Origin of the sequence: Pseudomonas sp. ME-P-057 (assembly GCF_030208975.1) — a bacterium.
In the GTDB taxonomy this organism is placed as follows: domain Bacteria; phylum Pseudomonadota; class Gammaproteobacteria; order Pseudomonadales; family Pseudomonadaceae; genus Aquipseudomonas; species Aquipseudomonas lutea.
This window is the reverse complement of the sequence record NZ_JARVSX010000015.1, coordinates 52,849-77,359: the sequence shown is the minus strand read 5'-3', so window position 1 is coordinate 77,359 and position 24,511 is coordinate 52,849. Positions and strand designations below refer to the sequence as shown.

28 protein-coding genes, 1 tRNA gene and 5 pseudogenes are annotated in these 24,511 nt (G+C 57.7%); 22 read left to right on the top strand and 12 right to left on the bottom strand.

What is annotated here, in order from left to right; all coding sequences use genetic code 11:
* Window positions 1-11 precede the first annotated feature (11 nt).
* The 7 genes from rpmI (at window position 12) to QRN48_RS08055 (ending at window position 4,938) form a co-directional block, all read left to right on the top strand.
* Window positions 12-206 carry a 50S ribosomal protein L35 gene (gene rpmI, locus QRN48_RS08085; protein ID WP_002553160.1) on the top strand — a complete coding sequence of 65 codons (195 nt, stop codon included), beginning with the start codon at window positions 12-14 and terminating at the stop codon, window positions 204-206.
* 28 nt (window positions 207-234) lie between these two features.
* Window positions 235-591, top strand: coding sequence for a 50S ribosomal protein L20 (gene rplT, locus QRN48_RS08080; RefSeq protein WP_027620571.1), 357 nt, complete (start codon window positions 235-237; stop codon window positions 589-591).
* A 104-nt stretch (window positions 592-695) separates the two neighbouring features.
* Window positions 696-1,712 carry a phenylalanine--tRNA ligase subunit alpha gene (pheS, locus tag QRN48_RS08075; RefSeq protein WP_037010867.1) on the top strand — a complete coding sequence of 339 codons (1,017 nt, stop codon included), beginning with the start codon at window positions 696-698 and terminating at the stop codon, window positions 1,710-1,712.
* A 32-nt stretch (window positions 1,713-1,744) separates the two neighbouring features.
* Window positions 1,745-4,123: a phenylalanine--tRNA ligase subunit beta gene (pheT, locus tag QRN48_RS08070; protein WP_285349931.1), complete on the top strand. Its 2,379-nt coding sequence runs from the start codon at window positions 1,745-1,747 to the stop codon at window positions 4,121-4,123.
* A 3-nt stretch (window positions 4,124-4,126) separates the two neighbouring features.
* Entirely contained in the window at window positions 4,127-4,429 is a 303-nt protein-coding gene (gene ihfA / locus QRN48_RS08065; RefSeq protein ID WP_002553164.1) for an integration host factor subunit alpha, read from the top strand.
* Window positions 4,410-4,766, top strand: a complete 357-nt coding sequence (locus QRN48_RS08060) for a MerR family transcriptional regulator (protein WP_037010862.1) — start codon at window positions 4,410-4,412, stop codon at window positions 4,764-4,766. Before ihfA ends, QRN48_RS08060 begins: the two co-directional genes overlap by 20 nt.
* 95 nt (window positions 4,767-4,861) lie before the next feature.
* Window positions 4,862-4,938 (top strand) — tRNA-Pro (locus QRN48_RS08055).
* Window positions 4,939-5,026: 88 nt separating this feature from the next.
* Here the strand turns inward: QRN48_RS08055 and QRN48_RS08050 are convergent.
* Together QRN48_RS08050 and QRN48_RS08045 are read right to left on the bottom strand one after the other, a co-directional pair.
* A pseudogene (locus QRN48_RS08050) lies at window positions 5,027-6,138 on the bottom strand (tyrosine-type recombinase/integrase).
* Window positions 6,138-6,341, bottom strand: coding sequence for a helix-turn-helix domain-containing protein (locus tag QRN48_RS08045; protein WP_285349928.1), 204 nt, complete (start codon window positions 6,339-6,341; stop codon window positions 6,138-6,140). Before QRN48_RS08045 ends, QRN48_RS08050 begins: the two are co-directional and overlap by 1 nt.
* Before the next feature lie 337 nt (window positions 6,342-6,678).
* On the opposite strand from QRN48_RS08045, the gene QRN48_RS08040 reads away from it, so the two are divergent.
* Both QRN48_RS08040 and QRN48_RS08035 read left to right on the top strand, forming a co-directional pair.
* Entirely contained in the window at window positions 6,679-7,023 is a 345-nt protein-coding gene (locus QRN48_RS08040) for a hypothetical protein (RefSeq protein ID WP_285349926.1), read from the top strand.
* Entirely contained in the window at window positions 7,020-7,379 is a 360-nt protein-coding gene (locus QRN48_RS08035; RefSeq protein WP_285349924.1) for a tail fiber assembly protein, read from the top strand. The genes QRN48_RS08040 and QRN48_RS08035 overlap by 4 nt, the downstream gene beginning before the upstream one ends.
* 67 nt (window positions 7,380-7,446) lie before the next feature.
* Here QRN48_RS08035 and QRN48_RS08030 read toward each other — a convergent pair whose 3' ends face one another.
* Complete coding sequence (locus QRN48_RS08030; protein WP_285349921.1) at window positions 7,447-8,421, bottom strand: acyltransferase family protein; 975 nt, start codon at window positions 8,419-8,421, stop codon at window positions 7,447-7,449.
* 122 nt (window positions 8,422-8,543) lie between these two features.
* Between QRN48_RS08030 and QRN48_RS08025 the strand changes: the two are divergent.
* From QRN48_RS08025 to QRN48_RS08005, 5 genes and pseudogenes are all read left to right on the top strand, one after another.
* Window positions 8,544-8,879, top strand: a pseudogene (locus QRN48_RS08025) (cell wall hydrolase); the annotation flags it as partial.
* Window positions 8,880-9,077: 198 nt separating this feature from the next.
* Window positions 9,078-9,989, top strand: a complete 912-nt coding sequence (locus tag QRN48_RS08020) for an SGNH/GDSL hydrolase family protein (protein ID WP_285350019.1) — start codon at window positions 9,078-9,080, stop codon at window positions 9,987-9,989.
* Window positions 9,990-10,308: 319 nt separating this feature from the next.
* Window positions 10,309-10,560, top strand: coding sequence for a hypothetical protein (locus tag QRN48_RS08015; RefSeq protein WP_285349920.1), 252 nt, complete (start codon window positions 10,309-10,311; stop codon window positions 10,558-10,560).
* Between the two features lie 116 nt (window positions 10,561-10,676).
* Complete coding sequence (locus tag QRN48_RS08010) at window positions 10,677-10,847, top strand: LexA family protein (RefSeq protein ID WP_285349918.1); 171 nt, start codon at window positions 10,677-10,679, stop codon at window positions 10,845-10,847.
* Window positions 10,848-10,948: 101 nt separating this feature from the next.
* Window positions 10,949-11,194 (top strand): hypothetical protein, encoded by a 246-nt coding sequence (locus tag QRN48_RS08005; protein WP_285349916.1) that lies wholly within the window; start codon window positions 10,949-10,951, stop codon window positions 11,192-11,194.
* A 176-nt stretch (window positions 11,195-11,370) separates the two neighbouring features.
* Here the strand turns inward: QRN48_RS08005 and QRN48_RS25165 are convergent, their stop codons facing one another.
* Window positions 11,371-11,778, bottom strand: a complete 408-nt coding sequence (locus QRN48_RS25165) for a topoisomerase DNA-binding C4 zinc finger domain-containing protein (RefSeq protein ID WP_350310421.1) — start codon at window positions 11,776-11,778, stop codon at window positions 11,371-11,373.
* A gap of 403 nt (window positions 11,779-12,181) precedes the next feature.
* Here QRN48_RS25165 and QRN48_RS08000 point away from each other — a divergent pair, with 403 nt between their 5' ends.
* The 3 genes from QRN48_RS08000 to QRN48_RS07990 all read left to right on the top strand — a co-directional run bounded on the left by QRN48_RS08000 (window position 12,182) and on the right by QRN48_RS07990 (window position 13,264).
* On the top strand, window positions 12,182-12,499 hold the full coding sequence (locus QRN48_RS08000) for a hypothetical protein (RefSeq protein WP_191943526.1): 318 nt from the start codon (window positions 12,182-12,184) through the stop codon (window positions 12,497-12,499).
* 131 nt (window positions 12,500-12,630) lie between these two features.
* On the top strand, window positions 12,631-12,768 hold the full coding sequence (locus tag QRN48_RS07995; RefSeq protein ID WP_191943525.1) for a hypothetical protein: 138 nt from the start codon (window positions 12,631-12,633) through the stop codon (window positions 12,766-12,768).
* Between the two features lie 280 nt (window positions 12,769-13,048).
* On the top strand, window positions 13,049-13,264 hold the full coding sequence (locus QRN48_RS07990) for a hypothetical protein (RefSeq protein WP_191943524.1): 216 nt from the start codon (window positions 13,049-13,051) through the stop codon (window positions 13,262-13,264).
* 87 nt (window positions 13,265-13,351) lie between these two features.
* On the opposite strand, the gene QRN48_RS07985 is transcribed toward QRN48_RS07990, so the two are convergent.
* From QRN48_RS07985 to QRN48_RS07970, 5 genes and pseudogenes are all read right to left on the bottom strand, one after another.
* A complete protein-coding gene (locus tag QRN48_RS07985) occupies window positions 13,352-13,579 on the bottom strand; it encodes a hypothetical protein (protein WP_191943523.1) in 228 nt (75 codons plus the stop codon).
* A 316-nt stretch (window positions 13,580-13,895) separates the two neighbouring features.
* The gene (locus QRN48_RS07980) at window positions 13,896-15,197 is read right to left on the bottom strand and encodes an Nramp family divalent metal transporter (protein ID WP_191943522.1); all 1,302 of its coding nucleotides are present in this window, start codon (window positions 15,195-15,197) and stop codon (window positions 13,896-13,898) included.
* Between the two features lie 189 nt (window positions 15,198-15,386).
* Window positions 15,387-15,824 (bottom strand): annotated as a pseudogene (locus QRN48_RS25345) (methyl-accepting chemotaxis protein); the annotation flags it as partial.
* A 120-nt stretch (window positions 15,825-15,944) separates the two neighbouring features.
* A pseudogene (locus QRN48_RS25340) lies at window positions 15,945-16,721 on the bottom strand (PAS domain-containing protein); the annotation flags it as partial.
* Between the two features lie 123 nt (window positions 16,722-16,844).
* The gene (locus tag QRN48_RS07970) at window positions 16,845-18,470 is read right to left on the bottom strand and encodes a methyl-accepting chemotaxis protein (protein ID WP_285349910.1); all 1,626 of its coding nucleotides are present in this window, start codon (window positions 18,468-18,470) and stop codon (window positions 16,845-16,847) included.
* Window positions 18,471-18,801: 331 nt separating this feature from the next.
* Between QRN48_RS07970 and QRN48_RS07965 the strand changes: the two genes are divergently transcribed.
* Both QRN48_RS07965 and QRN48_RS07960 read left to right on the top strand, forming a co-directional pair.
* Window positions 18,802-19,029 (top strand): hypothetical protein, encoded by a 228-nt coding sequence (locus tag QRN48_RS07965; RefSeq protein ID WP_037010745.1) that lies wholly within the window; start codon window positions 18,802-18,804, stop codon window positions 19,027-19,029.
* Between the two features lie 148 nt (window positions 19,030-19,177).
* Window positions 19,178-19,396, top strand: a complete 219-nt coding sequence (locus QRN48_RS07960) for a hypothetical protein (protein ID WP_037010743.1) — start codon at window positions 19,178-19,180, stop codon at window positions 19,394-19,396.
* Between the two features lie 40 nt (window positions 19,397-19,436).
* Here the strand turns inward: QRN48_RS07960 and pseH are convergent, their stop codons facing one another.
* Window positions 19,437-19,991 carry a UDP-4-amino-4,6-dideoxy-N-acetyl-beta-L-altrosamine N-acetyltransferase gene (gene pseH / locus QRN48_RS07955; RefSeq protein ID WP_285349907.1) on the bottom strand — a complete coding sequence of 185 codons (555 nt, stop codon included), beginning with the start codon at window positions 19,989-19,991 and terminating at the stop codon, window positions 19,437-19,439.
* Window positions 19,992-20,158: 167 nt separating this feature from the next.
* Here pseH and QRN48_RS07950 point away from each other — a divergent pair, with 167 nt between their 5' ends.
* Both QRN48_RS07950 and QRN48_RS25335 read left to right on the top strand, forming a co-directional pair.
* The gene (locus tag QRN48_RS07950; protein ID WP_191943518.1) at window positions 20,159-20,491 is read left to right on the top strand and encodes an ElaB/YgaM/YqjD family protein; all 333 of its coding nucleotides are present in this window, start codon (window positions 20,159-20,161) and stop codon (window positions 20,489-20,491) included.
* Between the two features lie 205 nt (window positions 20,492-20,696).
* A pseudogene (locus tag QRN48_RS25335) lies at window positions 20,697-20,828 on the top strand (DUF2934 domain-containing protein); the annotation flags it as partial.
* A gap of 151 nt (window positions 20,829-20,979) precedes the next feature.
* On the opposite strand, the gene QRN48_RS07940 reads toward QRN48_RS25335, so the two are convergent.
* Window positions 20,980-22,191, bottom strand: a complete 1,212-nt coding sequence (locus tag QRN48_RS07940) for an MFS transporter (RefSeq protein WP_052075118.1) — start codon at window positions 22,189-22,191, stop codon at window positions 20,980-20,982.
* A gap of 123 nt (window positions 22,192-22,314) precedes the next feature.
* Window positions 22,315-23,472: a murein transglycosylase A gene (gene mltA / locus QRN48_RS07935; protein ID WP_285350018.1), complete on the bottom strand. Its 1,158-nt coding sequence runs from the start codon at window positions 23,470-23,472 to the stop codon at window positions 22,315-22,317.
* A gap of 230 nt (window positions 23,473-23,702) precedes the next feature.
* Here mltA and QRN48_RS07930 point away from each other — a divergent pair, with 230 nt between their 5' ends.
* Window positions 23,703-24,452: a hypothetical protein gene (locus QRN48_RS07930; protein ID WP_037010737.1), complete on the top strand. Its 750-nt coding sequence runs from the start codon at window positions 23,703-23,705 to the stop codon at window positions 24,450-24,452.
* Window positions 24,453-24,511: the final 59 nt, after the last annotated feature.

The window sequence follows — 24,511 nt, the reverse complement described above, 5'->3', positions numbered from 1 at the left end:
AGTATCCGAACATGCCAAAGATGAAGACTAAAAGTGGTGCAGCTAAGCGGTTTCTGAAAACCGCGAATGGCATCAAGCACAAGCACGCTTTCAAGAGCCACATCCTGACCAAAATGTCGACCAAGCGTAAGCGTCAACTGCGCGGTAGCAGCTTGCTGCATCCGTCTGACGTGGCAAAAGTCGAGCGCATGCTGCGCCTTCGTTAATTTTGATCAAGAATAGAGGAAGTTACTCATGGCTCGTGTAAAGCGTGGCGTCATTGCCCGTAAGCGTCACAAAAAAATTCTGAAACTTGCTAAAGGCTACTACGGCGCGCGTTCACGCGTATTCCGTGTCGCCAAGCAAGCGGTAATCAAGGCTGGCCAATACGCCTACCGTGACCGTCGTCAGAAAAAACGTCAGTTCCGCGCTCTGTGGATCGCTCGTATCAACGCTGGTGCGCGTATCAACGGTCTGTCCTACAGCCGTTTCATCGCTGGCCTGAAAAAAGCGTCGATCGAAATCGACCGTAAGGTTCTGGCTGATCTGGCAGTGAACGAAAAAGCGGCGTTTGCTGCGATTGTCGAGAAAGCTAAAGCCATTTTGGCCTAAGTCCCCGGCAATCACCGGACCCCGCTCGGGGTTCGGTGTTAAACGTCATAAATAGGGGAAGAGCCTTGTAAGCTCTTCCCCTATTTTGTATCTGGAGTCTGTACATGGAAAACCTGGACGCGCTGGTCTCTCAAGCACTTGAGGCTGTGCAAAGCGCCGAAGATATCAATGCCCTGGAGCAAATCCGGGTTCTTTACCTTGGCAAAAAGGGCGAATTGACTCAGGTGATGAAGACCCTGGGGAATCTGCCAGCTGAAGAGCGTCCGCAAGTCGGTGCGCTGATCAACGTTGCCAAGGAGCGTGTCACAGAGGTTCTCAATGCGCGCAAGGCAGCGTTCGAGCAATCCGACCTTGCGGCCAAGCTTGCGGCCGAGTCCATTGACGTGACTCTGCCTGGCCGTGGCCAGACCACCGGTGGTCTGCATCCGGTTACCCGGACTCTGGAACGAATCGAGCAGTTCTTCACCCACATTGGCTACGGCATCGCCGAAGGCCCTGAGGTCGAAGACGACTATCACAACTTCGAGGCGCTCAACATCCCCGGCCATCACCCGGCCCGGTCGATGCACGACACCTTCTATTTCAATGCGAACATGCTGCTGCGCACCCATACCTCCCCGGTTCAGGTCCGCACCATGGAATCGCAGAAGCCACCGATCCGCATCGTCTGCCCAGGCCGCGTGTATCGCAGTGACTCCGATATCACCCATTCCCCGATGTTCCACCAGGTCGAAGGCCTGCTGGTCGACCGCGATATCAATTTCGCCGACCTGAAGGGCACCATCGAGGAATTCCTGCGCGTGTTCTTTGAAAAAGAGCTGGCAGTGCGTTTCCGCCCTTCGTATTTCCCGTTCACCGAGCCTTCGGCCGAAGTCGATATGGAATGCGTGATGTGCAGCGGCAAGGGCTGCCGCGTCTGCAAGCAGACCGGCTGGCTGGAAGTCATGGGCTGCGGCATGGTCCACCCCAACGTCTTGCGCATGTCGGGCATCGACCCGGAAGAGTTTCAGGGCTTCGCCTTCGGTATGGGCGTAGAACGCTTGGCCATGCTGCGCTACGGCGTCAATGATTTGCGCCTGTTCTTCGACAACGACTTGCGGTTCCTCGCGCAATTTCGCTAGGTCGCCCGTAACGAATTCTTTAGGAGAGCAGGATGAAATTCAGTGAACAATGGCTGCGTGGCTGGGTTAGCCCGCAGGTATCCCGCGATGAGCTGGTTGCTCGTCTGTCGATGGCCGGGCTTGAAGTAGACAGCGTTACCCCGGCGGCCGGCGCATTTACTGGCGTGGTCGTTGGCGAGGTGCTGAGCACCGAGCAACACCCGGACGCGGACAAGCTGCGCGTATGCCAGGTCAGTAACGGCGCGGAGACCTTCCAGGTGGTGTGTGGCGCGCCAAACGTGCGCCCCGGCCTGAAGATCCCCTTCGCAATGATCGGCGCCGCATTGCCTGGCGACTTCAAAATCAAGAAGGCCAAGCTGCGGGGCGTCGAGTCCAACGGCATGCTGTGCTCGCAAGCCGAGCTGCAGGTGGGTGAGGGCAATGACGGCTTGATGGAGCTGCCGACCGATGCGCCAGTAGGCCAGGATTTCCGCGCTTACATGGAGCTGGACGATGCAAGCATTGAAGTCGACCTGACGCCCAACCGCGGCGATTGCCTGTCGGTTGCCGGTCTGGCGCGTGAAGTCGGCGCACTCTACGATGCCGCAGTCACTCGCCCGACAGTAGCCACTGTGACGGCAGTACACGATCAAGTCGTTCCGGTCGAAGTGGTAGCCTCTGTCGCTTGCCCTCGATATCTGGGCCGCGTCATCCGTAATGTCGACCTGTCACGGCCGACACCATTGTGGATGGTTGAACGGATACGTCGCTCCGACGTGCGCAGCATTGACGCAGTGGTCGACATCACCAACTACGTCATGCTCGAACTGGGCCAGCCGTTGCATGCATTCGACCTGGCCGAAATCAACGGCGGCATCCGCGTGCGTATGGCGGAAGAGGGCGAGAAGCTGGTGTTGCTGGACGGTCAGGAAGTCAGCCTTCGCGCGGACACCCTGGTCATTGCCGACCACCAGCGTGCGCTGGCCATCGCGGGTGTCATGGGCGGCGAGCACAGCGGCGTTTCGGCAACTACTCGCGATATTTTCCTTGAAAGCGCTTTTTTCGATCAGATTGCAGTCGCTGGCAAAGCCCGTTCCTATGGGCTGCACACTGACGCTTCCCATCGCTACGAGCGAGGCGTTGACTGGCAACTGGCCCGTGAAGCCATGGAGCGGGCGACCGGCCTGCTGCTTGACATCACCGGTGGAGAAGCCGGCCCGGTGGTCGAGACGGTCAGCGAGCAGCATCTGCCGTCGATTGAGCCGATCATCCTGCGTGCCGAGCGCATCGAGCAGATGCTGGGCATGAAAATGGAGGCAGCGGAAGTCGAGCGTCTATTGACTGCGCTGGGTCTCACCGTGAGCTCGCATGCCAGCGAGCAGTGGCGCGTGGACGTGCCAAGCCATCGCTTCGACATCGCCCTTGAGGTCGATCTGATCGAAGAGCTGGCTCGCTTGTATGGTTACAACCGCTTGCCGGTTCGTTATCCGCAGGCGCGTCTGGCACCGCAGCCGCGCGCCGAGGCGCAGAGCGATTTGCCAGCGCTGCGTCGTCTGTTGGTCGCTCGCGGGTATCAGGAAGCGATTACCTACAGCTTCATTGATCAGAAGTGGTTCGAACTGTTCAGCCCCGGTGTAGAGCCGCTGCTGCTGGCGAACCCGATTTCGGCTGATATGTCGGCCATGCGTTCGTCCTTGTGGCCGGGCCTTGTGAAATCGCTGCAGCACAACCTCAATCGTCAGCAGGATCGCGTACGCCTTTTCGAGAGCGGGCTGCGGTTTGTCGGTCAGTTGGACGGCTTGAAGCAAGAGCCCATGCTGGCCGGTGTCATCTGCGGCAGCCGTCTGCCAGAGGGCTGGGCGCAGGGTCGCGATGCGATCGATTTTTTCGACGTCAAGGCTGACGTGGAGGCTGTACTTGGTTTCGCGGGCGCGCAGGACGAATTCCGATTCGTATCCGGGCACCATCCCGCGCTGCATCCTGGCCAGACCGCTCGCATTGAGCGTAACGGGCGCGAGGTTGGCTACCTGGGCGCACTCCACCCGGAGCTGTCGAAAACCCTGGGGCTGGATCGTCCGGTATTTGTTTTCGAGCTGGTGCTGGCTGAAGTTGCCGTTGGCCGTCTGCCGAAATTCCATGAGCTGTCGCGCTTCCCTGAAGTACGCCGCGACCTGGCGTTGGTGGCTGATCGTGAGGTCTCTGCAACTGCGGTAATGGACGTTATCCGTGAGAATGCAGGGGAATGGCTGACAGACCTCAGGCTATTTGATGTTTATCAGGGTAAAGGCATTGATCCGCTTAGAAAAAGCCTTGCGGTCGGCTTGACCTGGCAACATCCATCGCGCACTCTTACTGACGATGAGGTAAACGCTTCGACGCAGCAAATTCTCACCTCACTTGAGGAAAGGTTAAACGCCACGTTAAGGAAGTAGCGTATGGGGGCTCTGACGAAAGCTGAGATGGCCGAACGTCTGTACGAAGAGCTAGGCCTGAATAAACGAGAAGCCAAGGAACTGGTCGAGCTGTTCTTTGAGGAAATCAGGCACGCTCTGGAAGATAACGAGCAGGTCAAATTGTCCGGTTTCGGCAATTTCGATCTGCGCGATAAACGCCAGCGACCGGGCCGGAATCCCAAGACAGGGGAAGAAATCCCGATTACCGCTCGCCGTGTGGTCACCTTTCGTCCAGGGCAGAAGTTGAAGGCCCGAGTTGAGGCTTATGCTGGAACCAAGTCATAACGACGAGCTGCCGCCCATCCCCGGCAAACGCTACTTCACCATTGGTGAAGTCAGCGAGCTCTGCGCGGTCAAACCGCACGTTCTGCGTTATTGGGAGCAGGAGTTTCCTCAACTCAACCCGGTCAAGCGCCGCGGGAACCGTCGGTATTATCAGCGACAGGACGTGCTGATGATCCGCCAGATCCGCGGTCTGCTGTACGATCAGGGCTTCACCATTGGCGGCGCCAGGTTGCGCATGTCCAGCGATGAAGTCAAAGATGATTCGCTGCAGTACAAGCAGCTGATCAAGCAGATGATCGTTGAGCTGGAAGATGTGTTGGTGGTGCTTCGCAAGTGATGTAATGCGATGGGCTGAAATACTTCCATCTTTCAAAAGCTTAGGGTATATTCCTCGACGCTTTCGCAAGAACCCGCAACACATACACGCCTAGTCGGGGCGTAGCGCAGTCCGGTAGCGCACTAGCATGGGGTGCTAGGGGTCGAGTGTTCGAATCACTCCGTCCCGACCATATTTTGTAAAGGGAATCAGCCACTTACCGGCTCGATTCCCTTTTTCATTTCTGGCTTGCGCAAAACTCGCGCAAAACTGGCGCAAAACTATCCCGCGATTTCGCTGATGTCGAGGTCCGGAACGGCCTCCGACCAGATCACCTCGGCGTGCTCCTTCTGGTAGTTTTTGGTCATCCCCTCGCTGGCGTGCCCGGCAATCTTCTGCCCATCTTTTCCGGCTTTCTTGTACAGGTGCAGCGACAGGGCCCTGACCTCGTGGAAGCCTGGCATCTCTTCTTCCTTCCATCCTTTGTAGCAATCCGCCGCCTCCCTGGCGTCCTTGAATGCGCGCGTCAAGTAGCGTTCCTCGACCTTGGTCCAGTGCTCTTTGGTCTCAGCCTGCTTTTGCCTCTTCCGATCAGGTCTGCGATGCACCAGGAATGGGGAAACCACGTTGTCACGGCAATGGCTGATCACGCGCTGCAACTCCGGCGTCACCCTGAACCTGATCCACGCCGCGTCACTGGCTTTCGAAGTCTTCTGCTGCACCACGTAGAGATAGCCGTCCTTCACGTCTTCGAATTTCATCGCGAGGATATCGGTGCGCCGCTGAGCCGTGATAAGCGCCAAGTCGATCGCGTTTTGCAGCCAGGCGGGTGCCTTCTCCCGAATAGCCTTGAGTCCCTCGATCGTATGGCGTTTGCGTGTTTTCTTTTCGATACGGTTGATGGTGCTCGCCGCAGGATTGTCGGGGCACATCCCCTTGGCCACTGCGTGGTTGAAAATGTCGATCAGCAGCGCCGGCACTGGTTGGCCGTGCGCGGCGTTAACAGGTCGAGCATTTTAGCGATCATGCGGATCGGGATCTGATCGACAGCCTTCCCGTCAAACTCACGTAGGGATCTGCGGAAGTGCACGGCGTACAGCCCGAGAGTGACCTTTGACAGCTCGCGCGGCGGCAGCACATTCTTCTCGTAATCATCCAGGAAGGCGGTGAACAGCTCGGCCGATTCACCCAGTACCACGCCGACCAGGTCGGCGCCCTGCATGAATGCCAAGTTCAATTACTTGGCCGCATCCACAGCCTTGACCCGGTCGGTGCCGAACTGAAACCACTTCCCGTCAGTCGGGCGCCGGTAGCGGTATGTGCCACGCCGCTCGTCCAGATAAAGGTTTTGCGGCAAGCCTTTGTTCGACTTGTTGCGCGGCCGTGGGACCATCATGCAGATCCTTTCAACACCATAGCGACGAGATCGTTACCGGCGGCTTTGTTGAATGCCGCCCAATCGATATACCAGAGTTTGCCGATCTGCTCGCCCGGGAGCTTGCCGTCTCGGATGTAGTTGCGGATTGCCTGGGGGCAGGGCGGTGTCCCGTTTTCGCCCCAGCGCTGCCGCTGAAATTCCGAGATCTGATGACTCAAACATCTACTAGTGCTGATCCCAGTATGACGAGCCCTTCGTCGCTTGGAATTGCTGGCGGTGTCTACGTCAAGATTCGTGCAAAAATCAAACGAATTGCTGGCTCGGGATGGGACGGCACTGCTTACTATGTAACTCTTTGTGGACATACCCCGTGGCCTTTGCAGCAGCACCAATTGTCGCTAATAGCGTTTGCACCGTGGGCGGCTACGGTTACACGATGTCGGCCGGCCTGGAAGACCCTCCCTCCGCTACCAGTGCATCAATCTCATTCCAAAACGGTTATTCGGCCTCGAAGTTCATTGTTCTATATCTGACCGCAGTAGGGAGGTGGTATTGATGTTCATCAAGCTTTCACCCCAGCGCCGGGATGACGTTCTTGAGGTGACCAAAGCTGGACCACTTCTGACTGTCAACGGCGAGCTCCTTGATGTGTCGCCAATGGGAGACGGCGACACACTGCCGGCTAAAGCCATTTCGTCGGAATGGTTCGTTGGCGAAGTACGTAAGCTGGGCGAGGATATTACTGTCAACCTGTTGCTGCCTTTGCCTGCAAATTACACGCAAGCCCAAGCCTTCCCCTCAGATCTGATCGATGTTCCTGACGGCACGGTGAGCTTTGCTCAACCCTTTACGGACCAGCAAGACGTCGTACTGGCGGATAGTTTGGAGAGTCTCGAATGATTAATATTGATTGGGCGCAGTTGATCACTAAGGCGATGAAAGAAGCCGCGCCGGCAGCGCAACAGATTGCGGCAGTGCGGGCAGACCTGGCCGCGCGCAATACCGTTGCCGCATCCCAAATTTCTCGAATCCAAGATCGCATTGAAACTTTGGGTGATGGCGTTGATGCAGGCGAGGCGAGCGTTGAGGATGAAGAAGAATTGGCTGCGCTGACCCTTACTATCAAACGATGGAAGGCGTACAAGTTTTCGCTCGGCAAGGTCCCAGCGCAGCAGGCTTGGCCTTCCGCGCTCACCTGGCCGGCTGCTCCCGCCGTCCCTGAAATATCATCTGAGCCCGTCGAGCTAGGTTCCTAATTAAGCGTGATGCTTAATCGCGACCCGATACGCAATCGGGCGGGTATTTGTGTTCGGAGAGAGAAACTCACGGCGATAACATTTGTTTGTTCCTTTCGCGCAGAACGTGTCGCAACTCAAGAGCTGGACGCTCGACAAGGTAATATGAAGCGACGCTGCAAAAGAACGAGGCGCAAAGCACAGCTATTACGTACTCAGTTGAAAAAACTCTGTAGCCGAGGGCCTCGGCAGCGTACATGACCACGAAGTGGTTCAGGAAAACCCCGTAGCTGATATTTCCAAAGAACTCATCAATCTTGCTGTAAGGAAATTTTGATAGCAGGAAGATCGTCGGTATTCCAAAAGCCAGCCCGGCGGTTACTTCTGTATTGAAAGGAGCCTGCAATATCACTCCTGACAGGATGGCTGCCAAGGTTACGAGGGCTGCCATGCAGGTCACTATTGTCAGTGCCTTCTCAGCCCTAGTCCCGTCGTAGAGATAACTGCCGCAAAGGAACATGAACAGCACGCCAGGTAACAGACGGTAACCGTAGACATCCGTATTTACGTAGCCAAGACACGCAATGTAGAAGAACGCGATCGACGCTACGTAGAAAGGCATTCTTGCGCGATAGATAATAAGGAATGGTATGGATAAATAGAAAAAAGCCTCGAGGCCTAGGGACCATGCCGGAGGCAGAATATCGGGTATGGTGATGCCAAACATCCACAAGTTAAGAGGTGCAATTGCAAGGCTGGGAATGATGTTTGCAGCAGTCAAAGCCAAGTTGTATTTCGTTGTGGAAAGATAAGTCGAGATAATCACGCATGAGATTGCGAAATAAAGAAGAAACTGCGGGTAGAGTCTTAGCGCTCGATCAAGATAGAAGGCCGGAATTCTGCGCGCAGAGAGATAATTTCTTTTGATCAGCGAAGTCATGACAAAGCCACTAATCACCAGAAAAGAGATAACGGCGAATACCCCGGGGTTGTACCCGAAAAACGTCACCCCCATATGCGAGATTGCGACGAGGACAGCCAGGAGTAACCGGTAAGCTCCCATTTACGAACCCTTCAAAATAGAAAATGCCGGCCATTATGCCGAGTTCTCGGGCTTGCGTCAGGATCCATGCAAATGACGAGCGTCTCCCTCATTCCGCCTTGGCAGTTTTTTTCTGAAGAAATATGATGGTCTCAGAACAAGATTGCGATGTGCTCGCGCGCACCCTTTGGGGCGAAGCGCGTGGGGAGGGGCTGGCCGACATGGTTGCCGTGGCCTGGACAATCCGCAACCGGGGTAGAAGACGCCAAGGACAAGTCGTGGTGGGGCGAAGGTTACGCCGGCGTTTGCCAGAAGCCCTACCAGTTCAGCTGCTGGAACAAGAACCACCCGAACTATCGGTTTCTGAGAGGCGCGCGACAGATCTCTTTCCGCGAGCTGGCGCAGTGCCGAATCGCTGCTGACCAGGTGATCGACGGCAAGGTGCCGGACCCCACGGGGGCGCTACCCACGGTTACGCCGGTGCGATAGCGGCGAAGACGGGCCTGTTCCCGAGTTACCTGGACAATCAAGGAAAGGTCGGCAACCACTCCGGCCAGTTCATGCCTAGGCTGCCGTGCTGTCTGACTTCCGCTACCGCCGATCTTTGGATGCTGCTATCGCGCACCAACGACAGCACCACGCCGGGCATGACACTGGCGGACAGCAAGGCCAACGTAATGAAGGCCATCACGGCGTTCCAAAGTACACCTGGCAAATACCTGATCGTGGGGACCGGTACGCCGCGCTTCGGTTCGAAGGCTCTGGCCGGGCAGGCCTTGGCGGATGCAATCGCTTACAAGGATTGGGTGCTGACCTACGTCGGACAGTTCGTTCCTGTCGTGAACATCTGGGACGGCTTCATTCAAGCAATGACGGTGGACGACCTGCACCCGAACATCATCGGCGCGGACTTCATCCAGTCCAAATGCGTGCCGGTGATTAATGCCAACTTTGAGTTCATCGGCGTGCCGCTGCCAACTGACGCTGCCGATCTGTACTCGGCTATTCGCCCGTTTGGCTGTTTGAATGCCAATCCCTTGATGGGCGGATCAACGGGCATCATTAACGCCTCTGCCAACCCCGTCTCAGGGTCGGTGCTGGCGGACAGCTACAAGGCGTCCGGCTCAGGCCTCACAGGCATCACATCGCGCTGGCATAAAGAGCAGGCCGCATTCGGAGAGGCGCAGTGCATCGAATTGGGCGGCACGATGGCGGCGGCCGGCGGCTATATCTATGTGCAGCCGGCGACAAACGTAGCGCTGTCGAACCTGCTGGCCGGGGATGCGATCGAGATGGTTTCGGCGCCGGAGACCGTCGGCAACAGTCGCGGCATCCTCGGCTGGGAGGCAGAGCTGATCATCACCGAACCGGTAGCGGGCACGCCCACCACTATCTATAACCGGTCGATGGACAATTATCAGGAGCCGTTCACATTTCCAGCGAACTGGAAGGGCGCTCTGGAAACTCAGCGGTGCACCTTTGACGCTACGGAAACAGTCGTCACCTCATGCATGGGCCTATACCTGGCCGCCGGCATCGCGCAGGACTCGCGCGTAAAGGTTGCTCAGTTCGGGATACGCAAGGTTTGACCTTGCGTCCTCGAGCGCCTTTAGTAGCAGCCAGGTTGGTTTGGAGGCGTTGCGTTACAGGGGATCGTGCCTTTTGTATTTTTCTGGGTGAAGTGGCCGCAGCCGGAAAGCAATGACATTGCAATCACCAGTAAAGCCAAACGTCTGAGATTCATCGAGGTTCCCTTTTTCTAAATTTGATCCGCATTGTAGCCGATGCCGAATTGGTCCGCAGCGGGGTGCGTTCATCTGTCGGCAGCCATGCCATACAGTATTGACCAGGGCACCAGCGCTCGCGTTAGCTGTAGGCATATACAGTATCAACTAGCGAAGCAGTCCCATGTATGTCCTCATCACTCCGCGCCGTCAGATGGGTGTCGCCCTACCGAAAGAGCAGCTCAGCAAGATCCCGCCGTTCAAGGGGGACGTGCAGATAGTTGAATCTCAGTGCTCGGAACTTGGCCGCATCACCCGGGAAGCTTTCATCCTGAACAGCGTCGGCCATGCGCCGGACGCTTTGCCAAGGCTTCTTGATGCCAGCGTTACGAGCATGGGTACCCATGGGCTGATCATCCCGGTATCGAGCAGCTAGATCAGGCGTTCTACTTCCAGGTGTGGTGGTGCCGTTTTGAATGACGACACGATCCCCGACCACCTCGACATCTCACTCGACCAGTTCCTGAATATCCGGGCGCCTGGCACTTACCGGTGAAAGTCGAGGGCGACAGTATGGAAGGGGCGGGTATCTTCTGCGGTGATCTGCTGATCGTCGACAAAAGTCTCTACCCGAAAGGAGGTCAGGTCATCGTTGGTGTCGTCAACCAGCAACCGCTGGTCAAGTACTTGGCATTCGTGGGGCGGCAGACGGTGCTGCGCTAGGCCAATCGCAAATATCCCGACCGCTTCATTATGGAAGGTGACGACTTCGATATCTGGGGCGTGGTCACCCATAGCATTCGGGATCACTGGAGGAATTGAGCATGGACGTCAGAGCCCGCGAACTGAAGATCTGGAACGACCTGCTCGAGCATGAGGCTCGGCGCGAGTGTGCAATCGATCATTGGGTAGGTGAGTTGTCCGGCCATGCCAAGGTACTCTGTCGGGTGGGCGTTATTAATGAAGAGGAACTGCGGGAAATGCTCGAATACGCCGATGCGGCCTACGCCCATGTGTTTGAAGACCTGGCGTATCGGGTCTGGTTGAAGGCTGGTTATAGTAGAGGGTGATCGTCGGCAGGACGCTGGAGGCGGGGAAAACACGTGCATGAACAAAACGTGAGTCGCAGCGCATGTCAGCGTTTACAATGCGCCGCTTCTTGAGACAGCGTGACCGTTTGCTGGCGACGTAAGCTGTTGATAGTTAAGTGCTTTCAGTGGCTAAGGATGATTTAGGTTCCCGCACCTCATGGAATCGGTTTTCTTCGAGTGCCGTCACATCGCGGATAGGCCGCACAGCCGAAGAACGCCCGACCGCTGTACCGCCCTTTTTTTGCAGTCCGTGTCTTCATTTCACCTCCGCATTTAGGACACCGCCCCAGCGCCTTCCAGTCTTCAGGAGGTGCAAGGTCCTGAGGCTGAGGAAGGTCACTAGACGCCCTAGTGAGTACTGGAGCGCCAGCTGCAGGATTGACGGCGGTCGTCGGGCGGTGTCGAGATAACTTGGAGGAAAGCCAAAAGAAACCAAACCCTGCGGCTATCAGTAATACGACCCACAAGCCTCCCGATCCTCCCCCGCGCCCACCGCGCCCACCTCTACTGCCCCCTCTGCCTCCATGCCCCCCGCCTCGAGCCAAGACATCTTTACTAACCATTCCCAGCGCCAGTATCAGCAGCGATCTGCGAGTGATAGTTTCACGGTCCATTGGTAGCTTCCTGCTTTTATTTGAACGAGCGGTCGGGTGGTCAGTTTGCAAGTTAGACAGCATCTTGCCAGCGCAAAACCTCCGCTGGAGGCCGCGTGTTTCCATTTGCAAAATCACAAGAAAGTCCGTATTTTGCAAGCCATGAGAAGGGCGTTTTTCTAGTTAAATCAACGGTTTATTTGTCTATAGTCCCCAGCATGGGGTGCTAGGGGTCGAGTGTGCGAATCACTCCGTCCCGACCATATATTTCAATGACTAAGCCACCTTCGGGTGGCTTTGTTGTTTTTGTGCTCTGACTTTCAGAACGTTCACACGCTTCCTCGTCAGGATTGCGAGCGCCGTGATTGGGCGAATGGCAAACTTATCGGCTCCTGGACTGCCCCAATCCGGCAACCAGCAGAGCGGAGAGCTGCACCCCGATATTGAGAATGCCGTACCTTCTGGCAACAGACTTCGATGGGGCTTGCCTATGATGTTCGTACTGCTGGGAATTGCGCTCTGGGCGCTGGCTTTTTTCTCGCTGTCTCTGGACCTGAATGCTTCAGCGGCAGCTCTGTTCTTGATCGGCCTGGCAATGATGTGGCCGAGGATTTTCCACGGCAGATCGGGTAATTCCCGCTTCATCGGCTGGTACGAATCTTTGAAGATAGCGTTCAGGCTTTGGTTCTGACGTCGGGAGTACGGTCTCTTTCACCCGTCATGACCGGGTGAGACGCGTGAACGGATTTGGTGCAAACAGCTTGCAGGTGTGGGCTGAAGGGGCAGGGTGCTAGTATGCGTTGACGCAGGAGGAACAGCCGCATGAGCGCATTCATATTTCTTCGCGATCCGATGTTCCTGATTGGCGTGCCGGTCCTGACCGTGGGGCTTTTCTACGACCTGGCCGTCTGCACCGCGCTGGGCATGTCGCTAGTGGCTTGCGCACTGATTCCCGCCTGACCTTATCCGGCGTGTCGAGTCGGGACAGGCGCTTCCTGGGGTCATTCCCCTTTTTTCTTCAACCGATCACGGATCTTGACCGTCCCCTGCTCACTGAGCTCGCCTATTCGGTGTGCGGGTTTCATGCGCGAGCGCTTCGCACCGCAAAACTTGTAAATGGATAAAACAAGGTTGGTCAGCAACTGGCGCTGAGCACCTACCGTTGGTCGGGACGTCATGGCGATGTGCAATGAAGCATAAACGCAGGGGTCCTACTTATCCCTTCGCTATGAGCAAACGTATGCGTGCCGCAGATTTAAACTCGGAAAACAGCGAGTACCTGCTGAATGAGCTCAACCAGGCCACAGCAGAGCTGATGGCGATCGACGCCACCTCCTTCGGGGGTGAGCAGTGGCAGATCGCGCATCGTCGCCAGCAGGCCGCGTTTGGATCCTGGCTTCGTTACATTCGCAAAGATCCGGTGTTTCAGACCCGATCCATAGCGTTGGCGGGCTGAGGCAAAGCTGAGTAGGACGCTCGGTACATGCTGACTCCGGTAGCCGGCGCTGCGCCTTCAAACGATCATCGAATCAACAACGCAGCGTTAGCGTGTGCCTTTGGCAATTCGTAACGCAGCGGATTTGATGTACGTCATTGACCTTGCCAGATTGCCTGCGTGGCTTTCCAGAATTTTCAGGTCCTCGTTTCCACACTCGGTACTTTGAGCTTTCAGGTACGTCGCGTGGCCGTCGAAAATCTGTGACAAGGATTCAAAGTAGGCTGCGGACTGCTCAAGATCCAGCCGCATATCTTTCAAGCTTAAAATAGACATCAAGACTCCAGAGACGCTAGTGAAGCAGGCGTCCTGGCCTGACGGGGTGAAGGTGTTAAGTCGCTATCCTGTTCAAGGTATATCGGCACATTACAGAAAACTTGAGACGAGAGTTTGCTTGGTGCTGCCAGCCTCTCCGTGGCCGCTCTGCTTCGCACGGCCCAGGCCCTGGGCAGGTGCGAAGCGTCGGATGTAAGTAACGTGCTGAAACCTGAGTTGCGCTGGCATGGCCACCGGATCAGGACGACGCCGCTTCAACTTGAGCGACATCTTCGTAGCAACCAGGCAACCCCACGCTTTGAGAACCCGCGGTCAATCAGGTAAACAAATCCACACCCAGCTGGAAGGCGACCCACAGCGCAAGCCCGGTCGCAAATACCAGCGCGATGTTCTCCAGGATGTTGTTGCGGTACTGCTTATCCAGCAACGACTTCTGATTGGACATGATCAACAACCCCAGGGAAATCACCGGCAGGCCGATGATATTCAGGGCGTTGACGCCGATGGTCAGCGTGACAAAGTCAGGCATGCCTGGCAGCGACCAGACCAGAGGGGTGACAAGGATGAACAACATGAACCACTTGTGCATCGGGTCGCGGTGGAATTCTTTACCGTAACGTTCGCGGCGGCCGGGGCTGACGTGCTGGAAGGCGTCGGTGATCAGCATCGGGAAGGCAGTGGTCTTGCCCGCGATACTGGCGAACAGGGTGGCGAACACGCCGACGAAAAACACGTACCAGCCGATCGAACCGAAGAACATTTCCAGGGCTTTGCCCAGGTCAGCCAGCGTGTTCACTTCAATGCCGTTGGGTCGCAGAATCTCGGCGCCGACGATCCAGATCGCTAGGTTGATGATGATGCCGACGAACACCGCGAACAGCAGGTCATTGCGCTGCACGCGCTTGTGCTCCGGTCCGACCCAGCCCTTCTGGCGCATGACGTAGGGATGTACGAAGTTGGCGACTGAGCCTGCAACCGCGCCGATGACCGAGACCGCTACCAGCAGAGCGCCGTGGACGCCTTCGTCGGGTGGAATGCTGAAACCAATGGTGCCCTTGATGATGCCTGTCACGTCCGGACCGGACATCACGGCGAGGGCCAGGAACGCCAGCGTCATCACAGCCAGCAGGGCCTTCATCACGCCTTCGATCAACGAATAGATATTACGGCCTACCAGCATCCATACCGCCAGCACGACGGCCACGGAGCACAGCAGCGGGTAATCAATCTTCAACAGCATGGCCAGCGCTTCGCCGGCGCCCTTGATCATGTAGGCATTCATCAGGTGCCCCATCAGCAAGGCGTACACCAACAGGAACCAGCCGAAAAACGGGTTCAACTGGGCGTAGCCCTGAAGGATGGTCATGCCCTGGTTATTACAGAGCTGGAAGCGGGCAATGATGTTGACGATCAGGTAGCGGAGCAGCAGCGAGACGGCCAGCACCCACATCATGGCGTAGCCGTAGTTCGCACCTGCGACGGAAGAGGTAATCAAGTCACCCGCGCCCAGCCAGGCAAGGACGGCGATGATTCCGGGACCGAGAAGCTTGAACAGCTTGACGATGCGGCTTTGCGATGGCGTTGCAGCCTGTGCTTCAGCGGAGGGAGTGCTCGGCATCAGGAATCTCCATTGTTATATTTTTAGGAAGGAGCACAGTCGATCACAATACATATGACGTCGTACGACTTAAGTTGTAACGAATTATTTGGCGTCAGCTGCGGGGGAGGGCCGCCCCTCCAGGGGCGGCATTTGAGCTGAAATGAGGCAAGAGGGCGAAGCGGAAGGATCATCCGTCCAGGGGTTCAATCAACGAGCGTCGTTCTCAGACGCCATCGACTGATCAGTGAATTTACCCACTGCAGAGACAATGCTGTTGGCGCCTTGGCGAATCTCGGTGATCACCCCATCCGCCTCGTTCGCCAACGAGAGCGCCGCTGCGGCTTGCTCTTTGCTTTGCGCAATGACGCTTACCGAACTGGACGCCAGGCCCTGATTTCTCATGACCACCTCGACAATCTCGACAGTGGCTTTTGACGTGCGAGACGCCAGTTGCCGAACTTCATCCGCCACCACAGCGAACCCTCGACCCTGTTCGCCCGCCCGCGCGGCTTCGATAGCCGCGTTGAGGGCAAGTAGATTGGTCTGGTCGGCGATGCTGCTGATGGTTTTGACGATGGTGCCGATGATCTGGCTCTGCGCGTCCAGCGCCTGGATGCCTTGCGCGGCATCTTCCATCAGCCCCGACAATCGATCCAATACCGCCACGGTGTTCTGGACGACCTCATGGCCCTGGGCTGCGCTGGCCTCGGTGCGGATGGACGTGCCATGGGCGATGTCTGCGGCCTCAACGACTGCCCGCTCGCGGTTCACCTGATCCGTGATCACCGTGGCGAACTTCACGATCTTGTACAACGTGCCGTTGGCATCCAGTATCGGGTTGTAGGAAGCTTCCAGCCAGACCTCGCGCCCCATGCTGTCCAGGCGCTTGAAACGGCCCGCCACGAACGAACCCTGCCTGAGGGTCTCCCAGAACTGCTCATACTTCGCCGAGCGCGTTTCATCTTCCGGGCAGAACATCTTGTGATGTTTGCCCTGGATCTGGGTCAGTTTGTACCCCATGCCGTTGAGGAAGTTGTCGTTTGCTGTCAGGACCAAACCGTCCAGTGAAAATTCGATGACGGCGGTAGAGCGCATCAAGGCGCCCACCAGCGCTTCCTTTTCGCGGGATGCTTCGATGGTGCGGGTCAGCACGCTGGAGTAAATCGCAATACGTTCCACGCGTCCGTGTTCACCCGCAAATGGCATGACCATGGCGCGCAACCACACGTGCACATCACTGCGGCTGCGTAGCCGCAGGGTGCCGCTGAAGTGCTTGCCACTGGCAATGGCTTCCAGAGCACGCCGCTGATGCACGTCACCCGCCAGCTCGACAGGGCTAAGCTCGCGCAGCAGACGTCCGCTCAGTTCGGCTTTGGAATAGCCCAGCTCCGTTTCAAACAGTGAATTCGCTTCCAGAATTCTGCCTTCCTGATCCAGCGTGACCGCAACTGTTTCACGATCAAGCGTTTCCTTTACGTGCTCTAACGCCGCAAGACGTTGTTCTAAAGACAGGATGTGCGACTTCAATTTGGAGTTGAACATGACGGGGCTCACTTGGGTTATCCAAACATATCGGCATGCCCCCGTATCGTCTTTAATGCGGCTGTGTCATCACGTACAAGAGGACCGATCAGGGGGCTTTGATACACCGCTTTATGCGCAGCGCTAGATGCGGAATTTACCGACCATGTCATTGAGCCTGACGGCCAGGTTGGACAGCTCATTGCTTGCGATGAGGGTCTGTCGCGCACCCTCGGTGCTTTGCATGGCCAGGTCCCGGATGCTGATGAGGTTTCTGTCTACATCACGGGCCACATGAGCCTGCTCCTCGGAAGCGGTCGCAATCTGCATGTTTCTTTCGTTGATCTGCAGAACGGCATGAGTAATCAGGCGAAGTGAATCGCCGGCTTCTTTTGCAGAGGTCAGTGTGCTGTGGACCTCTTGCCGGCTGCGGTCCATCGAACCCACGGCGGCCGTTGAGCCTGACTGAACCTTGGTGATCATTTGCTCTATTTCTTGAGTCGATTGCTGAGTCCGGTGCGCCAGCGCTCTGACTTCGTCCGCAACCACTGCAAAACCTCGACCCTGCTCGCCAGCCCGTGCGGCCTCGATCGCCGCATTCAGAGCGAGAAGGTTGGTCTGCTCGGCGATGGCTCGGATGACGCCCAGCACCTTGGTGATGTCCTCAGCCTGACTGGCGAGTGCTTTCACCTGAGTCGCCGAATCGTCCACCAGATCAGCAAGGTTGGTCATGGCCTTGACCGTGTTCATGACCTTGCCATTGCCGTCTTCAGCAGAAGTACTCGACGCCTTTGCTGCCTCGGACGTGGAGTTCGCGTTTCGCGCAACTTCCTCCACCGCTGCACTCATTTCATTGACCGCTGTGGCTGCCTGCTCGATTTCGCTGTTTTGCTTTTGCAGGGTACGGTCGGCGTTTTCGGTGATGGACGTCATCTCGACGGAGGCAGTGCTGAGCTGATCGGCGGCGCCTGATATTTCCATGATCGTGGAGCGCAGATTCCCGGCCATCACGTTGAGCGCAGTCATCAAGCCGGATATTTCGTCTCGCCCCGAGACCGCCAGCACCGCCGAGAGGTCTCCGGTGGCAATCCGTTGAGCGAACACCAGAGAGGTTTCCACCGGTTTAACGATGCTTCGGGTGAGCGCAAATGCCAGGCCGACTGTCAGGCCTGCAGCGATCAGTACAACGGTAATCAAAACAATGACGCTGTGGTTGTAAACATCGTCAGCACGCACGCCTGCGCTAACAGCGTTCTGCGCATTGAGGTCGCGCAGCTTGGTCAGCTCTGCCTGATAGTGGGTAGCGGTTTGTGCCTGGGTGGTATTGGCGTAGGTTAACGCGCCGTCATGATCAGACGTGTTAAGAGCAATGATGTCCCTGACACCCGAGATGTATTTGTCCATCAGGGCGTTGGCGGTTTCGAATTGCTGTTTGTCCTGCTCGTCGGTGACCAAATGTTCCCGGTAGTAGGAGGTCTTTTCTTGCAGGGTTTTTATCTCCCTTGTGATGCTGTCCGTCACTCGGTTTTCTGCCTCTGACCCCGTCACCGCCAGCAACCTCACACTTTCCAGGCGGGTATGCAGCAATGCAATCTGGATGTCATCGATCACTTGAATGCTGGGCACTACATCGGTTTCCAGCGTCTGCTCGGTGGCTCGCATGTCACCGATCTGGACGTAGGCGAACGCCCCCAGCCCCAGCAGGATGACGGTAATAAGGCCAAAGCACAGCAGAGCTCTGGCGGAAATCTTCAGATTCTGTAACGGCATAGAGTTCTCCAGAGCTCCGTTTATGGGTGCTGAGGGTCCGTTCCAGCCATCATCTTGTCTGCTGTAGTTTCGATTTCTTTAGAGCGCGTTGAACGGCAAAAAATCAAAAGGCCATCATCCCCGCACGCTGTCGCACTTCGGCATAGTCAATTAACTATTTGTTCATCTGGCGACCGCTTTCGGCTTGGCAAATCCTCATGAAAAAGCAGGCGAAAGCAGCCCGCCAAGCAAAGGCGTAGACAGCCATTCATCCCCCGCCGGGCACTTATTCCACTTTGTTCTGCTCTGTCCTTTAAGCGCAGATTTCCTGCGCCTTGTACTGGAGGTCAGAATGGGTATCGAAGACAACGGGCCAGAGAATGCTTATCAAGGCCCCGCAGAGCCGGGCAGTGAAGAAGAGATCTATCCTGATGTAAGCGAAGACACTGATTCCGGCGAAGACGCCGGCGCTTCGGAGGACGCGCAGACCGCGGCCCGAAACAAAGGTCTGGACGAGATGGAAATTCCGGACAACCCGCCTGTCGATGAGGCTGAGGAGCCATCTCCGGGCAACAGCTGATCATACGGTTCGCCGCGAACCCCACCTCTGGTGGGGTTTTTTACACCTTGCGAACTGAAGTGTTAAGCAGATGAGCCACTCGTCGGAACGGATGCACTATCAAGGAGTTGGCTACTCAATTCTGTAGCCAAAAAAACAGGGATGCATGATGAGACCCCAGACCTTTGATATTCCCAACGCACTTGACCTGATCAACGAGCTGGACCAGGCGACCGAGCAGATGATGTCTATTCCGGTCGAGCATATTGGCGGGGCGCACTGGGAAGAAGCATTCGTCCGCCAGCAGAGCGCTTTCAGAAAATGGCGCGATTATCTTTACTGCAAGGCCGATGAGCGTCCTGCCGTGCGGTTGCTGAACATTGCCTGAGGCGCGTCTCGTCATCGCTGCGCGCTTGCAGAGCCGTTCGCTAGCGGTGCCCCGCCAGCCGCTCCACGACAGGCAAAAGCCCCGGCCTGCGTGCCTGCCACTCGCTTTTAGTGATCCCCAGTAGCGCCACGCCGATGCGCTTGCCGTTGCGCAGAATATTCTCCCGGCGCATACCTTCAATCGAGAAGCCGAACTTCTGGTGCAGCTTGATCACCGCCGGGTTGATTTCCAGCACCTCGCAGTTGAGCTTTTCAAGCCCGGCAGCCCCAAACGCGTAATCCAGCATCCAGAACTCCACCTGACTGCCCAGGCCTTTGCCCTGCAGCGCGGTGTCGAGGTAAAAGGCCCAGTCGGCCGTACGATGGATGGAGCTGATGGCGCTCAGGGACACCACGCCCGCCGGCGTGTCGTCTATCAAGATGACGAACACTTGCTGGCGCGTATTGCCGCTCAGGCTTTTAATCCAATTAGCGTGCTCGGCTTCACTGATCTCATGATCGGTGTACATGAAGCTGCGCACTTGCGGCTGGTTGCGCAGATGCCGGATCCGGGCTTGTCGGTCGGCGGGCAGGTCAAGGATTGGCACGAATTGCATAATGGTCCCTTTGACTGGACGGGAGGGCAGCGATTGCCCCTGGGAGGTAGCGCGTCCATTGGCCTGCAGGCCAGCGACGAATGCCGAAAGGCTAATTTCAAAGTCACTGGAACGAATGGGCTGGCACTTTAGTCAACCTTTCTCACACCCAGGAGGCTTTATCTACCATGGCAAGCGATATCACAGAAAAACTGCGTGACGATCTTTATCAGAAAACCCGTTCCGAGTTGAACACTTTTCTTGATGAGACCAATGCCTTGCTGGCGGCAGGTGATGCCTTGAACGAGGATCGCACCTCGCAGGCTCACGAACGGCTCAAGGATTTCCTGGCGCGGGGCACCAGCCCGGTTCTGGACGTCGAGCTGAACGCGCAGCCGACCCTGACCCGCGCGGTCAACAGCACCAAATCCTACGTCACTGCCCATCCATGGGCAGCAGTGGGTGTGGCCGCAGGCCTGGGTCTGGTGGCCAGTCTACTGCTCAAGCGCAACAGGGACTGAGGAGGCCATCGTGGTTCGCCGTCGATTTCCGGTGGATCCTTTGAGTCCCACCAGTGGCCGGCTCGCGTTCGCCGGTCTTTGCACGCCCGTCATTTACCCTCGTTACCGGCTGGTACTGTTTATGGCGGGTACCGTCTCGGACGATGGATTCGGCACCGCTCTGGCGCCGGCCAATGTCTTGCGCAAGCATAAATGGGGGATACGCATGAATGTCGACGAAGAAACTGTTCGTCAGTTGGCCCAGTTGATCTGGGAGACCGAAGGCAAGCCCGAAGGGCAGGAATCGCGACACTGGGAAATGGCCACGCGTCTGGCTGAATCCGCAGCGATGGCACCGGTTCGCAGTTTAAGCAAGCACAAGGTCGATACGTTGTTCCCGTCGCCGGATCAGGCAGACAACGACGTATGACAGAGCCGAGTCGCGCCCTGCCGGATGGCGGGGCGCCGCTTCGAGTCAGACACCGGAGCTTCTTAAAGGCGCTCCGACTTCAAACCGGGCCGGACGCCTGGCGCGTGAAGCTGTTATCCGCCCGCCGCGCGTCCACCAGCGCCCAATACCACATTCCCAAACCGCCAAGTGTCAACGCCGCCGCGGCATAGCCTGTGGCCGGCAGGCCGTAACCTGCGGATATCACCACGCCGCCCACCAGAGGGCCAATGGCATTGGCCATGTTGAAGGCGCTCTGTACCAGTGCGCCAGCCAGTGACTGCGCATGGGGGGCAACGTCCATCAGCCGGGTTTGCAGAATGGCCGCCAACCCCACGCCACAACCGATGAAAAATACCAGCGGGATCAGCAGCCACAGGTTCTCGGTAGTCGATGGGTACAGCGCAAGGACCAGCGCGGTGAAGCCCAGCGACACGCCGGCGGCGAGCATGGTGGCCCGGTCGGCCGCCCAGCCGCAGACCAGGTTACCCACTGTGGTGCCCAGACCGAACACCGCCATCACCACTGGGATCATGAAGGCCGAGGCGTGAGTGACTTCGATCAGCGTGGCCGCCAGGTAGGTGTACACGCAGAAGATCCCGCCGAAGCCGATACCGGCGATGCCCAGGGTCAGCCAGACTTGCCGTGAACGCAGCGCGTTGAGTTCGCGCAACGGGCTGGCATCGGCCTCGGCGGGGGACGCAGGCGCCAGCCAGCGGATCAACAGCGCCGTGATCGCGGCAAGCCCGGCGACGATGGCCATGCCCCAGCGCCAGCCAATGGTCTGACCGATCCAGGTGGCGAAGGGCACGCCGATGATCGTAGCAATGGTCAGCCCCATGAACACTCGGGAAACAGCCTGGGCACGGCGGTTCTTCGGCACCAGCGAGGCAGCCAGGAGCATTGCGACCCCGAAGTATGCGCCATGGGGAAAGCCGCTGAGGAAGCGAAAAAACACCAGCCACGGCAGCGACGGCGCGATGGCACTCAGGGCGTTGGCGATGCCGATGAAGGCTGCCAGCGCTACCAGCAACGCTCGTCGTGGCAGGCGCACGCCGAGCACCATGATCACCGGCGAGCCAACGACCACGCCTAACGCGTAAGCGCTGATGGCGTGGCCGGCCAATGGTTGCGTGCTGTGAAAATCGCTGGCGATGAAGGGCAGCAGGGTCATTGAGGCAAATTCGGTCGTGCCGATGGCGAACGCGCCCATGGCCAGGGCAAAAAGCAGCCAGCCCATGTTGAAATCATGCGGGGTTTGGGAGGTAGTCATGGGGAAATCGGGAGGAGGGTCCGGTGAGAAACATGCTGTTATACCTGAAACCGGTTTCAGATCAACCTTGAAGCGGCGCCGGCGAGCGCATTTCAAGCGACTCGGCCGGCAATCTGCCCCCGGTTATTCCTTCGGCTTGGCATCCGGCAGAGCAGCGCCCTTGGGCCATAGCATCCAGATCTGTCCTTGCTGCTTCATGTTGCCGGCCAGCTCGCCAGCGGCATCGCCCGTGCCCCAGAACATGTCAGCGCGCACTTCGCCAGCGATGGCGCCGCCGGTGTCCTGTGCGGCAACTGGCCGCACCAGTGGCGAGCCGTCCGGGCGAGTGGAGGACAGCCACAGCAAGCTGCCAAGCGGGATGACCTTGCGGTCGATCGCCACGCTGTAACCGGCGGTAAGCGGTACATTCAGCGAGCCGCGCGGCCCTTCGGTGCTGTCCGGCCTCAAGGTGAAGAACACATAGCTCGGGTTGCTGCCCAGCAATTCATGCACACGCTCGGGATGGGCAATGGCCCAGTCTCGGATGCGGCCCATCGACACCTCGTCCTTGGTCAGCTGCCCTTGCTCCACCAGCCAGCGGCCGATCGGCTTGTAGGGGTAGCCGTTCTGGTCGGCATAAGCGATGCGCAACTGACGGCCGCTCTCCAGCTGGACCCGACCCGAGCCCTGGATTTGCAGAAATTGCAGGTCGATGGGGTTTTCCAGCCAGGCCAGTACAGGCGCATTCGCCCCCTTGTCGCCGATGGTCGCGGCGTCGTCATAAGGGCGCAGCACGCGGCCGTCGAGCCGCCCGCGCAGGCGTTTACCCTTGAGCTCGGGATAGATACTGTCGAGGTTGACGATGATCAGGTCATCGGGCACGCCATAGACAGCCACCGGGTGCTGGTCGTTGCGCTGCTCGCTGCCTTTGTAGATCGGCTCGTAGTAGCCAGTGATCAGCCCATTGGGGCCATGCTCGGATGAGCGCAGGCTGTAGACCTGCAACTGGTTCTTGAGGAAATCACGCACGGCAGCGGGATTTTGCGGCACTTGAGCCGCCAGCGCACACGTGCCGGCCCAGACCGGGTCTTTGGCCAGACGCTTGCACGCGGAGAACCAGCTGTTGTAGCCGGCCATCAGGTCGGTGTCGTTCACTGCGGGCAGTTTGTCCCACTCGACGCTGACATAGGTCGTCGCCTCGGAGGGCTTGGTTTTCGGCGTACCGCCGTCGCACGCGGCGAGCAGGGCGATCAGTGGGGCGAGGCAGAATACAAAGCGGCGCCAGTGCAGGCTTGGGGTCATCACGCGGGGTGTTTCCTGAAAATCATGCGAGGGCGGCTAGCTTGGTGAAAGCCGAGGGCTGCGTCAAATGGGCTGAGCCTCATTTGACCGAAAACCGCCTTCAGCGCGGCCTCGCGCCCGGGTACGGGCTGATTTGCCTCCCCGATTGCACTTTTTTGCTCCAGGCGGCTCTGACCTTGGCCGGGACGCCGCGACCCACGCAGCGCCCAGATCGTAAAAGCTTTGGATTGATGTTTACCGTGTTCAGCGTTTCAACCGCCTTTCGACGCCATATTGTCCCGCTTGCAGTGTGCATTCTTTGCTTGGGCGCATCAGGGTGTACGCGCCAGGACGGCAAGGACGTCGCCAGCCAGTTCAGCGAGACGCGTCCGCAGGAATTTTTCCAGACCAGCGTAGACCGAATGGCGACGCTGGCGATGCGCGATAACCTCGACAGCCTTTATCTGCTGATGAGCAAGCTGTACCTGCGTAACCCCAGTGAGTGGCGCAAGTCCGGCTTCCTGGATGCAGCCGCTGCGGAGCGCAACGTGCGCGAGGCCATCGAACAGCAAAAACCGTTACCGCAACTGGGCAACCGTCGCGACCTTGCAGCGCTGAGCTACGCGTTGAGTCCGGAGTTTCTCGGGGATCGCGTGGGTGCCTTCATCTATGCCATTGGCAGCATGCTGGTGACCGCCCACGGTGGGCGCCTTGAGTTTTTCATGACGGACCAGATCAACCCCACGTTCGTCAGTAATGCCGCGCGCAATATCGAAAAGGCCACGTGGCTGTTGAGTCAGCGGCAGAACGCCAACGGCGAGTTGATGCTGTTCTCCAATGAGATCTCGGAGGAGGGCAGCAACCTCAGTTTTGCCACTGAGTTCGGCAAGATCGTGGCGCGTCTTGACCTGCTTACGCAGATGCTTGACGAGCGTTATAGACGGATCGGTCTCAACTACGCGCAAAGCCTGCTTTTCCTGAACTTCCTGCCGGTGCAGTGAGCGGAACCATTCCCTGAAAAAAGCTTTTTGACGGCCCCTCATCCTTGTCGGCTTTCGGT

What these genes read in the sequence shown, in the direction of transcription:
- rpmI (WP_002553160.1), top strand. Translation starts at nt 12, where the DNA reads ATGCCAAAGATGAAGACTAAAAGTGGTGCAGCTAAGCGGTTTCTGAAA.
- rplT (WP_027620571.1), top strand. Translation starts at nt 235, where the DNA reads ATGGCTCGTGTAAAGCGTGGCGTCATTGCCCGTAAGCGTCACAAAAAA.
- pheS (WP_037010867.1), top strand. Translation starts at nt 696, where the DNA reads ATGGAAAACCTGGACGCGCTGGTCTCTCAAGCACTTGAGGCTGTGCAA.
- pheT (WP_285349931.1), top strand. Translation starts at nt 1,745, where the DNA reads ATGAAATTCAGTGAACAATGGCTGCGTGGCTGGGTTAGCCCGCAGGTA.
- ihfA (WP_002553164.1), top strand. Translation starts at nt 4,127, where the DNA reads ATGGGGGCTCTGACGAAAGCTGAGATGGCCGAACGTCTGTACGAAGAG.
- QRN48_RS08060 (WP_037010862.1), top strand. Translation starts at nt 4,410, where the DNA reads ATGCTGGAACCAAGTCATAACGACGAGCTGCCGCCCATCCCCGGCAAA.
- QRN48_RS08040 (WP_285349926.1), top strand. Translation starts at nt 6,679, where the DNA reads ATGTTCATCAAGCTTTCACCCCAGCGCCGGGATGACGTTCTTGAGGTG.
- QRN48_RS08035 (WP_285349924.1), top strand. Translation starts at nt 7,020, where the DNA reads ATGATTAATATTGATTGGGCGCAGTTGATCACTAAGGCGATGAAAGAA.
- QRN48_RS08030 (WP_285349921.1), bottom strand. Translation starts at nt 8,421, where the DNA reads ATGGGAGCTTACCGGTTACTCCTGGCTGTCCTCGTCGCAATCTCGCAT.
- QRN48_RS08020 (WP_285350019.1), top strand. Translation starts at nt 9,078, where the DNA reads ATGAAGGCCATCACGGCGTTCCAAAGTACACCTGGCAAATACCTGATC.
- QRN48_RS08015 (WP_285349920.1), top strand. Translation starts at nt 10,309, where the DNA reads ATGTATGTCCTCATCACTCCGCGCCGTCAGATGGGTGTCGCCCTACCG.
- QRN48_RS08005 (WP_285349916.1), top strand. Translation starts at nt 10,949, where the DNA reads ATGGACGTCAGAGCCCGCGAACTGAAGATCTGGAACGACCTGCTCGAG.
- QRN48_RS25165 (WP_350310421.1), bottom strand. Translation starts at nt 11,778, where the DNA reads ATGGTTAGTAAAGATGTCTTGGCTCGAGGCGGGGGGCATGGAGGCAGA.
- QRN48_RS08000 (WP_191943526.1), top strand. Translation starts at nt 12,182, where the DNA reads ATGGCAAACTTATCGGCTCCTGGACTGCCCCAATCCGGCAACCAGCAG.
- QRN48_RS07995 (WP_191943525.1), top strand. Translation starts at nt 12,631, where the DNA reads ATGAGCGCATTCATATTTCTTCGCGATCCGATGTTCCTGATTGGCGTG.
- QRN48_RS07990 (WP_191943524.1), top strand. Translation starts at nt 13,049, where the DNA reads ATGCGTGCCGCAGATTTAAACTCGGAAAACAGCGAGTACCTGCTGAAT.
- QRN48_RS07985 (WP_191943523.1), bottom strand. Translation starts at nt 13,579, where the DNA reads ATGTCTATTTTAAGCTTGAAAGATATGCGGCTGGATCTTGAGCAGTCC.
- QRN48_RS07980 (WP_191943522.1), bottom strand. Translation starts at nt 15,197, where the DNA reads ATGCCGAGCACTCCCTCCGCTGAAGCACAGGCTGCAACGCCATCGCAA.
- QRN48_RS07970 (WP_285349910.1), bottom strand. Translation starts at nt 18,470, where the DNA reads ATGCCGTTACAGAATCTGAAGATTTCCGCCAGAGCTCTGCTGTGCTTT.
- QRN48_RS07965 (WP_037010745.1), top strand. Translation starts at nt 18,802, where the DNA reads ATGGGTATCGAAGACAACGGGCCAGAGAATGCTTATCAAGGCCCCGCA.
- QRN48_RS07960 (WP_037010743.1), top strand. Translation starts at nt 19,178, where the DNA reads ATGAGACCCCAGACCTTTGATATTCCCAACGCACTTGACCTGATCAAC.
- pseH (WP_285349907.1), bottom strand. Translation starts at nt 19,991, where the DNA reads ATGCAATTCGTGCCAATCCTTGACCTGCCCGCCGACCGACAAGCCCGG.
- QRN48_RS07950 (WP_191943518.1), top strand. Translation starts at nt 20,159, where the DNA reads ATGGCAAGCGATATCACAGAAAAACTGCGTGACGATCTTTATCAGAAA.
- QRN48_RS07940 (WP_052075118.1), bottom strand. Translation starts at nt 22,191, where the DNA reads ATGACTACCTCCCAAACCCCGCATGATTTCAACATGGGCTGGCTGCTT.
- mltA (WP_285350018.1), bottom strand. Translation starts at nt 23,472, where the DNA reads ATGACCCCAAGCCTGCACTGGCGCCGCTTTGTATTCTGCCTCGCCCCA.
- QRN48_RS07930 (WP_037010737.1), top strand. Translation starts at nt 23,703, where the DNA reads ATGTTTACCGTGTTCAGCGTTTCAACCGCCTTTCGACGCCATATTGTC.